The 9,969-nt window shown below is 56.6% G+C and carries 11 protein-coding genes and 1 pseudogene; 8 read left to right on the top strand and 4 right to left on the bottom strand.

Annotated features, from left to right (window positions below; translation table 11 throughout):
• Positions 1 to 147 precede the first annotated feature (147 nt).
• A complete protein-coding gene (locus ABYV89_RS10600) occupies positions 148 to 1,602 on the bottom strand; it encodes a putative nucleotidyltransferase substrate binding domain-containing protein (RefSeq protein ID WP_432822924.1) in 1,455 nt (484 codons plus the stop codon).
• Positions 1,603 to 2,109: 507 nt separating this feature from the next.
• On the opposite strand from ABYV89_RS10600, the gene ABYV89_RS10595 reads away from it, so the two are divergent.
• The 4 genes from ABYV89_RS10595 to ABYV89_RS10580 all read left to right on the top strand — a co-directional run bounded on the left by ABYV89_RS10595 (position 2,110) and on the right by ABYV89_RS10580 (position 5,285).
• Positions 2,110 to 2,370: a DUF4212 domain-containing protein gene (locus ABYV89_RS10595; RefSeq protein ID WP_432822923.1), complete on the top strand. Its 261-nt coding sequence runs from the start codon at positions 2,110 to 2,112 to the stop codon at positions 2,368 to 2,370.
• 31 nt (positions 2,371 to 2,401) lie between these two features.
• On the top strand, positions 2,402 to 4,129 hold the full coding sequence (locus ABYV89_RS10590; RefSeq protein ID WP_432822922.1) for a sodium:solute symporter family protein: 1,728 nt from the start codon (positions 2,402 to 2,404) through the stop codon (positions 4,127 to 4,129).
• Positions 4,130 to 4,263: 134 nt separating this feature from the next.
• Positions 4,264 to 4,701, top strand: coding sequence for a hypothetical protein (locus tag ABYV89_RS10585; protein WP_432822921.1), 438 nt, complete (start codon positions 4,264 to 4,266; stop codon positions 4,699 to 4,701).
• A 224-nt stretch (positions 4,702 to 4,925) separates the two neighbouring features.
• The gene (locus tag ABYV89_RS10580; RefSeq protein WP_432822920.1) at positions 4,926 to 5,285 is read left to right on the top strand and encodes a YkgJ family cysteine cluster protein; all 360 of its coding nucleotides are present in this window, start codon (positions 4,926 to 4,928) and stop codon (positions 5,283 to 5,285) included.
• Positions 5,286 to 5,438: 153 nt separating this feature from the next.
• On the opposite strand, the gene ABYV89_RS10575 is transcribed toward ABYV89_RS10580, so the two are convergent.
• Both ABYV89_RS10575 and ABYV89_RS10570 read right to left on the bottom strand, forming a co-directional pair.
• Complete coding sequence (locus ABYV89_RS10575; RefSeq protein ID WP_432822919.1) at positions 5,439 to 5,921, bottom strand: transcription elongation factor GreAB; 483 nt, start codon at positions 5,919 to 5,921, stop codon at positions 5,439 to 5,441.
• A gap of 50 nt (positions 5,922 to 5,971) precedes the next feature.
• Positions 5,972 to 6,214, bottom strand: a complete 243-nt coding sequence (locus ABYV89_RS10570; RefSeq protein ID WP_432822918.1) for a hypothetical protein — start codon at positions 6,212 to 6,214, stop codon at positions 5,972 to 5,974.
• Positions 6,215 to 6,485: 271 nt separating this feature from the next.
• Here ABYV89_RS10570 and ABYV89_RS10565 point away from each other — a divergent pair, with 271 nt between their 5' ends.
• The 3 genes and pseudogenes from ABYV89_RS10565 to ABYV89_RS10555 all read left to right on the top strand — a co-directional run.
• Entirely contained in the window at positions 6,486 to 7,346 is an 861-nt protein-coding gene (locus ABYV89_RS10565; RefSeq protein WP_432822917.1) for a C40 family peptidase, read from the top strand.
• A 128-nt stretch (positions 7,347 to 7,474) separates the two neighbouring features.
• Positions 7,475 to 8,380: a pirin family protein gene (locus tag ABYV89_RS10560; protein ID WP_432822916.1), complete on the top strand. Its 906-nt coding sequence runs from the start codon at positions 7,475 to 7,477 to the stop codon at positions 8,378 to 8,380.
• 116 nt (positions 8,381 to 8,496) lie between these two features.
• Positions 8,497 to 8,673, top strand: a pseudogene (locus ABYV89_RS10555) (SelT/SelW/SelH family protein); the annotation flags it as partial.
• A 146-nt stretch (positions 8,674 to 8,819) separates the two neighbouring features.
• On the opposite strand, the gene ABYV89_RS10550 reads toward ABYV89_RS10555, so the two are convergent.
• Positions 8,820 to 9,512: a rubrerythrin family protein gene (locus tag ABYV89_RS10550; RefSeq protein ID WP_432822915.1), complete on the bottom strand. Its 693-nt coding sequence runs from the start codon at positions 9,510 to 9,512 to the stop codon at positions 8,820 to 8,822.
• Between the two features lie 307 nt (positions 9,513 to 9,819).
• Between ABYV89_RS10550 and ABYV89_RS10545 the strand changes: the two genes are divergently transcribed.
• A partial coding sequence (locus ABYV89_RS10545; RefSeq protein ID WP_432822925.1) for a SulP family inorganic anion transporter occupies positions 9,820 to 9,969 on the top strand: 150 nt, incomplete at its 3' end.

Here is a 9,969-nt window from a genome sequence, read left to right as displayed (position 1 = left end):
TTTTTTGTGGGCTGGAATGGTTTGAGGTAAATAAAACGGCGTATTTATTTTCGCAGGCTTGCGTTGTTGCGGCAGGCGCTAGGGAGGGGGGGGCGTTGCTGGTGTGCTGTCTTCGGTCGGTGAAAAATCCCTAGCTTGTGCGAGAGGTCAACGGGAAATGAAGTCGACCCTGAAGCGGTCGCGGAGGATCTTCTGCAGCATCCCCACCCCTTTGAGGGCTTCCCGCAGGCGGTCCCGTTCCTTGTCGGTCATGACCAGCGGATCAATGTGGTTGGAGGGTTTCTGGCCCGAAAGCATGGCCCTGACTTGTCGCTGGAGGCGCAGGTGTACGAGGTAGGACATGGCGTCGCTGATGGTCTCGGCGTCTGTGGCAGCGAGGATCCCGTGCTGTCCGAGGCGCTCGAGTTTGTCCCAGGTGGTGCCGTTGACGATGCCGGCTTCCAGGCCGAGCAGGCTGGCTCCTTCGGTGACGGCGAAGATGCCGGCCTTTTTCAGGTCGACCTTGCCGCGATTTTCCCCGCGCCGCTCGACCCGGATGCGGCCGAACATGCCGAGGGGGGGCTGGAAGCGTACCAGGTGGCGAGCCATCTGGGCTAAAAAGAGCGCATTGCGCTGAATGTTGGACTGGATGTGGTCGTTGATGATTTTTTCAAAGCTCCGGTTGCCGCAGAGAACCCTGTAGTCTTGAAACATGCCGAAGTTGACCATGTTTTCGGGGGTGGGGACGGCGAACCAGTGGTCAATGATACGTTTCCAGCCGGAAACGCTCTGCCGCCATTGGGGGTTGCTGGCCATGGTATCGCCGGGGCAGCGTGGGATGCCGATCTGGTCCAGGGCTTCGCAGAGCCGGCTTGAAAAGCGGGCGACCTCGGCTTGTCTGTCTGCGCTCAGGTCGTCGTTGTAGATGATGGCACTGTCCTGGTCGGTGCGCAGGGTCTGTTCTCCGCGGCCCTGGCTGCCGAGAACCAGGAATGCTGCGCCGTCAGGCAGGCGGAGCCCCTCGATGCTGTCCATGAGGGCAATGATTCTCAGGGTGAGGGTGTCGTTAAAGTGGGCGATGAGTTCGGCCAGGCTGCGAGCGCTGGCTCCCGCCTGGGTGGCGCTCTTTACGATGTCGAGCATGCGGTCGCTGATTTTGGCGAGCTGCTCGACGGATTGGGCGGCATCGATTTCCTGGTTGAGGTAGAGGGGGGTGCAGGTCTGCAGGCGCAGCAGGTCGGTGTCGGTGATGGTGCCGATCAGGCCGCCGTTTTCGTCGACCACGGCGAGTCGGTGGATGTTGTGCTTGGCCATTTTGAAGATGGCTTCGAAGACGCGGGCGCGGTGGCGGATTGTCACCATGGAGCCGGACATGAGGTCGCGGGCTGTGCACGGTCCGGTTCCGCCGGTTTCGGCGATGTGGTTGCGGATGTCGCTGAGTGAAACGACACCGATCGGGGCGTTGTCTTCAACGACGACCAGGCCGGAGATGTCGTGGTCGCGCATGGTGCGGGCGATTTCGACCAGCCCGATGCCCGGTTCGCAGGTGATTGCCGGGGTGTGGCAGAGGGTGTCTACCTGGATAAGGAGGAGGCTGTCCCCGCTGATGTTGCTGGTTGGCATGGCATCCCCTCGTAGTGAGGTTAGTGGTGCGTCCCTATTCTTCCTTGTTTTGCGGGTGCGTGCAACCGTTTCTTTTTTAGGAGACGGTGTTTCGTGGGGCAATCCCTGTTTGAAAAAAAACCGCCCAAGCCTACCATAACCGTGTTTTGCGGCTATACTCTTGAAAAGGCTAGTGAAAATCGTGTCTTCAATTGGCCATCCCGGCGCGGTTGCGGATCTTTTTTTTTGCAAAACAAAACATAGTTATATTTTTTGTGTTGACTAACGGCAGAAGTCGGAATATCTTTTTGTAAAAGGCTATTTTATTATGTAAAAACGCAATTTGATTTCTGAGACAGGGTTTCTTGGATGGGGAGAGGGGGCAGTTAGCGGTTCTGCTGTAGCGGCTATTGTCGCAGGCTTTTTGGTTTTTAGGAAACAACGTACCGAAATAATACGGAAGGAGGTGCCCCGGGACAATTCAGTTGGCAATGCAGTCGGCTTACAACAACCTAGAGGGAGAACGCTATGGAACAGAATGAAAAAATGAAGGCTTACTGGAAGGAAAATCTCACTTACATCAGCATACTGCTGGCCATATGGTTTGGGGTGTCCTATGTCTGCGGGATCCTGATCGCCGATCCGCTCGACAGTATCCGTGTCGGAGGCATGGGGCTAGGCTTCTTTTTCGCTAATGTGGGATCGGAGCTCGTCTTTGTGGTCCTGATTATCGTCTACGTCCAGTTGATGAATAAACTGGACAAGAAGTATGACGTTCACGAGGGCTGATTTGTCCCCAATTGAAAAGTGAGGTGAGAACATGAGTATTCTTGTATGGACCTGGTTAATAGTCGGAGCGTCCTTTGCTCTCTATATCGGTGTCGCCTATTGGGCGCGCGCCAAATCCACCGCTGACTTCTACGCAGCCGAGCAGTCCGTTCACCCGATCGCCAACGGCATGGCGACCGGTGCCGACTGGATGTCCGCTGCATCCTTCATCTCGATGGCCGGTCTGATCTCCTTCATGGGCCGCGACGGATCGATGTACCTGATGGGTTGGACCGGCGGCTACGTGCTCCTGGCGATGCTGCTGGCCCCTTACCTGCGTAAGTACGGTAAATTTACCGTACCCCAGTTCATCGGCGACCGCTACTATTCCAACTCGGCTCGCGTTATCGCCCTGTTGTGCGCCATCTTCGTTTCCTTTACTTACGTTGCCGGCCAGATGCGCGGCGTCGGCGTGGTTTTCTCCCGCTTCCTGCAGGTTGACGTCAACACCGGCGTTATCATCGGTATGGCCCTGGTTTTCTTCTATGCCACCCTCGGCGGCATGAAGGGGATCACCTATACCCAGGTGGCCCAGTACTGCGTTCTGATCTGCGCGTACATGGTTCCTGCGATCTTCATCTCGATCATGCTGACCAACAACCCGATTCCGTTCCTTGGTATGGGTTCTTCGATCAGCGCCGGCGGCGCCGAAATTCTGGGCGACGCCTCGGTTCAGGGCAAGTACCTGCTCGACGTTCTTAACGGCCTGGAAAAAGATCTCGGCTTTGCCGCCTATACCGCGGGCAAGCGTCCGATGATCGACGTCTTCTTCATCGTTTTCGCCCTGATGGTCGGTACCGCCGGTCTGCCCCACGTTATCATCCGTTTCTTCACCGTACCCAAGATTCGTGACGCCCGTTCGTCGGCTGGTTGGGCGCTGTTCTTCATCGCCATCCTCTACACCACGGCCCCTGCCGTTGCCGCCTTTGCCCGTACCAACTTTATCCTCACGATTCACAACACGGCCTACGCCCAAGCTCCTTCCTGGTTCACCAACTGGGAAAAAACCGGCCTGGTCGGTTTTGAAGACAAAAACGGCGACGGCATCATGCAGTACGCCAAGGACAAGGATGTTAACGAAATCAAGATCGACCGCGACATCATGGTTCTCGCCAACCCCGAAATCGCCAAGCTGCCCAACTGGGTCGTCGCCCTGGTCGGTGCCGGCGGTCTGGCTGCCGCACTCTCCACCGCGGCCGGTCTGCTCCTGGTTATTTCCGCGGCTATTTCTCATGACTTGATGAAGGGCGTAATTATGCCCAACATGTCGGAGAAAGCCGAGCTCCTCTGGGCCCGTGGCGGCGCCGCCGGCGCGGTCTGCATCGCCGGTCTGTTCGGCATCTACCCGCCGGGCTTCGTAGCCCAGGTCGTCGCCTTCGCCTTCGGACTGGCGGCCGCGTCCTTCTTCCCAGCCATCATCATGGGGGTTTTCAGCAAGAAGACCAACAAGGAAGGCGCTCTTACCGGCATGATCGTGGGCATCGTCTTTACCGCGGCCTACATCGTCTACTTCAAGTTCATCAACCCCGCGGCCAACAATGCCGATCATTGGTGGTTCGGTATCTCTCCCGAGGGGATCGGGACATTGGGCATGCTTCTCAACTTTGCCTGCATGTTCGTAATTTCCAAGTTCACCCCGGAGCCTCCGCAGGAGATCCAGGAACTGGTCGAAAGCCTGCGCTTCCCCGGCAAGAACGTTCCGCCGCCATCAGCTCACTAATTGGGTTGACTGTGCAGATGTAGATTGAGTTCAATCAGCGGCTGCCCGAAAGGGCAGCCGCCCCTTTCAGCCAGAACTGTTATGTTGCGTAAAATAGCAAATCAAAAACCCGCACGATTCATTTCGAGGTGAAGATGATTAAAAAATGGTGGTTTCGCTATACTCTTGGTACCGTCCTCGGTGGATTTGCAGGATTGAGCCTGTCCAGCAGCGTATTGCCGTCGGTCGTTTCCTCTGTGGTTGAAGTTGAATCCTTTTTTATCCGTTATGCTCTTGGCGACTACGCTGTACATGCGGCTTTGGTCTGGGCGTTTGCCGGTTGGGTCGTGGCTAAAACCGGAGTACCCAAAATCGCTCCCATTATTCTTGGCGCCGTAGGCTTGGGCAGTGGTTTTCTGCTTGGCTATGTCGGGTTCGGAATTGAATCCAATTTAATCATCGTTTGTGGCGTTGCCGGTGGAGGCTACGGGGTGATTGGTGGACTGCTCCTTGGAAACGTGCTTGCGGCTCCCGCCGAAGAGGACATTGCTGCAACTGACTCTGATAATCCGTCGGGGGTTGTCACCCGTTAAGGGTTTTCTGCCGAAGGTTTGACATACGGCCTTTGGCGTTGAGTTCATTCCCCGGTTACATACACAAGGCTGGGTCGACCGTGCGGGTCGGCCCAGCCTTTTTCATTAGGCTGTCCCCAGTTCCTGTTAAAAAATACAACGTGTTGAAAATGATCGGTTTTTTTGTTATTTAATAGTGAGAGGAAAAGGCGAATTATCCATGATGGAGCGGGAGGTGCGCTGTCATGACGACGTTGCTTGCCTGGTTGCGAAAAAAGCATATTCTACGGGGAAGCGAGCCTGTCCAGTGTCTCGGTTGCGGTCAGTGCTGTGAGGCGTTCGGAGGGCATTTGCGGGCATCCAAAGCCGACCTCTCCCGCTGGCAGGAGCTGGGTCGAACGGACTTGCTGGCGCGCGTCAACCGGTTGGGCTGGATCTGGGTGGATCCGGAAAACGGCCAGCCTGAAAATCACTGCCCGTTTCTGCAGCGAGTAAACGACAAGACCGCGCACTGCTCAATTCATGAAGTCAAGCCGGACATGTGTCGTGATTATCCGACCCTGGCCCATGAGAAACGCTGCCTGAGGGGGGTGTTTCTGCACTGACAAATTGCTGGGCTGTAAAACTGGCGCATTCGTAAAATTAAAAGCGACGAAAAGACCATGCGGGTCAGTCTCGTCGCTTTTGTCGTGTTTACATGGCATTACGTTCGAAATCGCGCGAGAAATTGTCGAACAGGTTCGGTACGCGATGCTGCCTTAGTCGACCCGCTCAACGCTCATGGTCCGCCGCGATTCGGCCTGCCCTGTTTGTAATTCGTCCCCGACGCGTTTGCCGATCAGGCCTCGGCCCAAAGGAGAACCCGGAGTGATAACGACGATTTCCCCCTGGGCGTCGGCAATTTTGAGCCCGCCCGCTTCGGGGCCGAGAAAAACCTGTCGGCTGCTGCCGGTCTCATCCTCAAGGGTGATCAGCGCGGTCAGCCGGATCGGTGTGTCATCATCAAAGTCACGCAGTTCGAGCTTGCGATAGGCCTCAAGGGCAATCCGAATTTCCTGTGCCCGGTTCGCCTGGCCCTGGGCGATGTACGAAGCCTCGAGGGCGGTGGTGTCGTACTTGTTATCCGGGAGGCACTCCGCGTGGGTTGCCGCGGCATGGGCTGCCCGGGCGGCATTGGAGATGACGGCGAGGTCGGCGCTTAAGATGGAGATAATCCGCTGCAGTATTTGCTCTTTGGTCATGTGTGCTGTTTGGGGTCCGGTTACGGGTTGAGTGGGGGAGATAACCAGGGTCAGTCGGTCGTTTTGTTGCCGCCGCAGTTACAACCGCAGCCAGGAATATCCTGCATCATCTCGTCAATGGTCTCTTCAAAGGCCTGTTCCAGATCTCCGACGATGGCGGTGAACTGATCCGCAGTCAGCCCGCCATCGCAGGCAGGGCAGGTGAAGTAGGCCTGTTTGAACCATTTCAGTGGTCGGTAAATTTCGCCCCGGCAGTAGGGGCATTCGAGGGCAACATGTTCTTCTGTGGGCACGGGTGTTCTCCTTGGTTTTGAATGGGGAAGACAATAACAGAATTAAGCCATAATTGCATCGGCTGTGAGAATTCCAGGAGCATTCCGCCGAACCGGGGTGTTTTAGGGGGGAGCGCAACCGGAGGAGGGATGTCGCTGCTGGGATATCTCTTGGCCGGCTGAAAATCCGGCTTGTCATGAAACGTTTTTCTGCATAAACTGTCTTCCGCATTTCGGCTGTTCAGCTGGGCCTGGGTCAGGCTCCCTTCAAATTTTCAGACGGATTATAATAATGCATCGTTACTGCCTGGGCTTGATGTTCCTTTTTCTGTTGGGAATCCAGCCCGCCTTCGCTGTTCCCAGTCCCGAAGTTACCGCTCCCGTCGCTTCGCCGCCGGCATTGACCTACAAGGTGAAAAAGGGAGATTCGCTTTACCGCATCGCCGGCCGGGCGAAAATATCCGTGGCAACACTGATGCGCCTGAACCGGTTGTCATCATCCAAGATCAAGCCCGGCCAAGTCCTGCTGTTAGGCGAAGCTCCGGCTGCAGCGGCGGCTGAAACGGGAGCCAAAATCAGCCCTTCTGTTCTGGCCGAACTCAGAAGCGAAGCGTCAACGTTATCCCCACTGCTCGAAAAACCGGTGCTGAGCCTGCTGGCCGCCCCCTATCGCTTCGGTGGAACCAGTGCCAAGGGGATTGACTGCTCCGGCTTTGTGCAGCAGGTTTTCAAGGAACTTAATTTCGATCTGCCCCGTTCCGCGCGGGAGCAGTATCGCCTGGGTGACGAGGTCGCAGCCGGCGAGCTGCAGACCGGTGATCTGCTCTTTTTCCGCACTTATGCCAAGTATCCTTCCCACGTCGGTATCTACCTCGGTAATAATAAAATGCTGCATGCCTCAACCCGCAGCCGCCGGGTGGTCGTTTCTGACATCGAGACCGCTTATTTCCGTTCGCGCTACATCGGTGCCAGGCGCCTTGCCTTAAACCACGAAGGGTCATCCATTGACAGCCTTTTTTCTGCAGAAGTTGATGAAGAGGTCGAAGACGGTTCCATGGAGGCTGTCGAAATCGGAGCCGACGAGGCTGTCGAAGCCAATACCAATACCGAAGAGGGTGGCTCCATCGATGAGATGGAGGCCGTAGGCGGATGACTTTTCTGCCGGCCCGTTCGGTCAATTCAGCTCTCCCGGAGCGATTTCCTTCCCGCTGATTTCCTGCCATCCAGCATTTGCCGGTTATACTCTTTTACGCAGGCCCCCCATGCGATAAAGGAGAGCCCATGTCCAACCGACGCATCAAATCACTATTTAAAAGTCAGGCCACCGTCGAAGGGGCCGGTGTTCACCTCAAGCGGGCTTTCGGTTATGCCCAGGTTCCCCGGTTCGACCCGTTTTTGATGCTGGACGATTTCCACTCCAGCGAGCCGGACAAGTATCTTGCGGGCTTTCCATGGCATCCGCACCGGGGGATCGAGACCATCACCTACGTTCTTGAAGGGGTGGTTGACCACGGCGACAGCATGGGCAATACGGGGGTGATCGGCGCCGGAGATGTGCAGTGGATGACTGCCGGCAGCGGTATCATCCATCAGGAAATGCCGCAAAAAAGCCCGACCGGCACCATGTGGGGCTTTCAGCTCTGGGCCAACCTGCCGGCCCGCCAGAAGATGATGCCCCCTCGCTATCGCGACGTCAAGGCGGCCGATATCCCCGAGGTCGTGCTCGAAAACGGTGTGCGGATCAAGGTGATCAGCGGCACCGTTGCCGGCGTTTGCGGCCCGGTGCAGGATATCGTCATCGAACCGGAACTGCTCGACATCCAGGTTCCGGCCGGCATCGTCTTCCGGCATCCGTTGGCCGCTGGGCATACCGTGCTGGCCTACGTGCTCGCTGGCGAGGGCTATTTTGACGAGAGCCGCGACGCCTACGCCTTCGAGGCGGCCGGGGCCGGCTGGTCGGATGTAGAGCGTCGCTGCGTCTGCGCTGCCGAAACCTTGGTGCTCTTTGAGCACCAAGGAGAAGCCGTGCAGGTCACCACCAGAGACCAGTCGGTGCGTTTTCTGCTGGCAGCCGGTCGACCGCTCGGTGAGCCGGTGGCCTGGTATGGTCCCATTGTCATGAATACCCAGGAGGAACTGCGTATCGCTTTCGAGGAGTACAACAACGGCACCTTCATCAAAAAGTGACGGGACACTCGCCAGTATTTATTCGGTGATATACTATTTGCCTGGGCCATTCTCAATTTCAGGAGGAGCATATGCTGGTCACTATCGAATACTGCAACATGTGAGGCTATCGCGAGCGAGCCGCCAGTCTGGCGGAAAAAATCAAAGAGGCGCTGTCGGCTGAAGTCAAGCTCATCGAATCGAGCGGCGGGGTGTTCGAGGTCGTGGTGGACGGGGCTCTGGTCTATTCGAAAAAAAAGACCGGGGAGTTTCCCGAAGAGGAAGCCCTGGTGGGAAAACTCAGCGGCGTTTAGGGCTGCCGTGTCGGGCCAAGGGCAGGGCGACGGACCGTTTCTGGCTCGTTGGGGATCTCGAATCGATCCGTATTTGCCATGCGGTTGTCTTTAGGCCGGCGATTCAATGGAAACGAATGTGGTAAAACCATCCCCGTAATGCGTGGTTACCCCAGGGCGGGCGGTTGCTCCACCCGGCGGTAATGCGACATCGATTTGTTGCAGATATCGCAGGGCTCGGCGGGTGATTCGTCGATGGTCGACCCGCACACCCTGCAAACGTAAAAGTCGAAACTCATCCCTTCGATCCTGCTTGCCACCTGGCCGAAGAACATCCCCGAGTAGCGATTGATATTCCTGACTTTTCGTTCATGCTGCCGGTGGGATTTCCAGGAATACATGCAGTTAACGATCGCCTCGTCGCAGGCTTCTGTTTCCAGGTCCCGCAGGAATCCAGGGTAGGTCGTCTCGATCTTCTCCAGTTCCTTCTGGGCCGCCCTCTTCAGGTTGGCCTGGGTACCCTTCACTTCGATCCCACTCGGGATAATGCCGGCCGCCTCCTCCATGGACGTGAGGATCCTCACGTAATTGTCCGCATGAATTTTTTCCGAGACGGCAAAGGCCCGGAAGAGGTAAGCGATATTGGGGAAGCCCTCCCTGACCGCTTTGGCGGTATAACCGAGATAGTGGTTGTGGGCAATCATCTCCGTTCTGTAGGCCTGTTTCAGGATTTTTACGGTATTCGGAAATGAAACTGCGTTGCCGGCGGCAAAGGCCTCGGCTGCCAGCAACGGAAACCGGCCGAGGAATGAAAGGACGGCAGTCAGGCAAATGAACTCTCTTCTTGATACGGGTGACATGGGCCGCAGCCTCCCTTCTCTTGCTCCCCTCCAGTAAAATTGCTTCGCGTTGTTCGGAAGTTATGGCGCAACATTCATATTATACCACTGGATTTTTGGATCACCTGTTGATTGAAACAAGCGTCTTGGATTCAGCCAGGGGCAACCCTAAAAAGGGCGGGGTGGCGTGCAGGTCTGCGACCACATCGGGGAGTAGTTCCCCGTTATGGCATATTTTTAACTTGCCTCAGCGGCGGTGGGCGACTATAGTCGGCGTCTTTTGCCGGCGACGACAAACGTCGCGGATCCAACTATTTGAAGGAAAATCATGTTCGAGTTTATTGTCAGAAAGAGCGCCTCCTGCAAGGATGATCTGCTTTCGGGCCTGACCGTGGCCCTGGCCCTGGTCCCCGAGGCGGTCGCCTTCTCTTTCGTCGCCGGTGTCGAGCCGCTCGTCGGCCTCTACGCCGCCTTCATG

Source organism: Trichloromonas sp., from assembly GCF_041583255.1.
Taxonomy (GTDB): domain Bacteria; phylum Desulfobacterota; class Desulfuromonadia; order Desulfuromonadales; family Trichloromonadaceae; genus Trichloromonas.
This window is presented reverse-complemented; position numbering and strand designations above follow the sequence as displayed.

Excerpts from the sequence above, each read along its gene's own strand:
- ABYV89_RS10600 (WP_432822924.1), bottom strand. The coding sequence starts at position 1,602 with ATGCCAACCAGCAACATCAGCGGGGACAGCCTCCTCCTTATCCAGGTA.
- ABYV89_RS10595 (WP_432822923.1), top strand. The coding sequence starts at position 2,110 with ATGGAACAGAATGAAAAAATGAAGGCTTACTGGAAGGAAAATCTCACT.
- ABYV89_RS10590 (WP_432822922.1), top strand. The coding sequence starts at position 2,402 with ATGAGTATTCTTGTATGGACCTGGTTAATAGTCGGAGCGTCCTTTGCT.
- ABYV89_RS10585 (WP_432822921.1), top strand. The coding sequence starts at position 4,264 with ATGATTAAAAAATGGTGGTTTCGCTATACTCTTGGTACCGTCCTCGGT.
- ABYV89_RS10580 (WP_432822920.1), top strand. The coding sequence starts at position 4,926 with ATGACGACGTTGCTTGCCTGGTTGCGAAAAAAGCATATTCTACGGGGA.
- ABYV89_RS10575 (WP_432822919.1), bottom strand. The coding sequence starts at position 5,921 with ATGACCAAAGAGCAAATACTGCAGCGGATTATCTCCATCTTAAGCGCC.
- ABYV89_RS10565 (WP_432822917.1), top strand. The coding sequence starts at position 6,486 with ATGCATCGTTACTGCCTGGGCTTGATGTTCCTTTTTCTGTTGGGAATC.
- ABYV89_RS10560 (WP_432822916.1), top strand. The coding sequence starts at position 7,475 with ATGTCCAACCGACGCATCAAATCACTATTTAAAAGTCAGGCCACCGTC.
- ABYV89_RS10550 (WP_432822915.1), bottom strand. The coding sequence starts at position 9,512 with ATGTCACCCGTATCAAGAAGAGAGTTCATTTGCCTGACTGCCGTCCTT.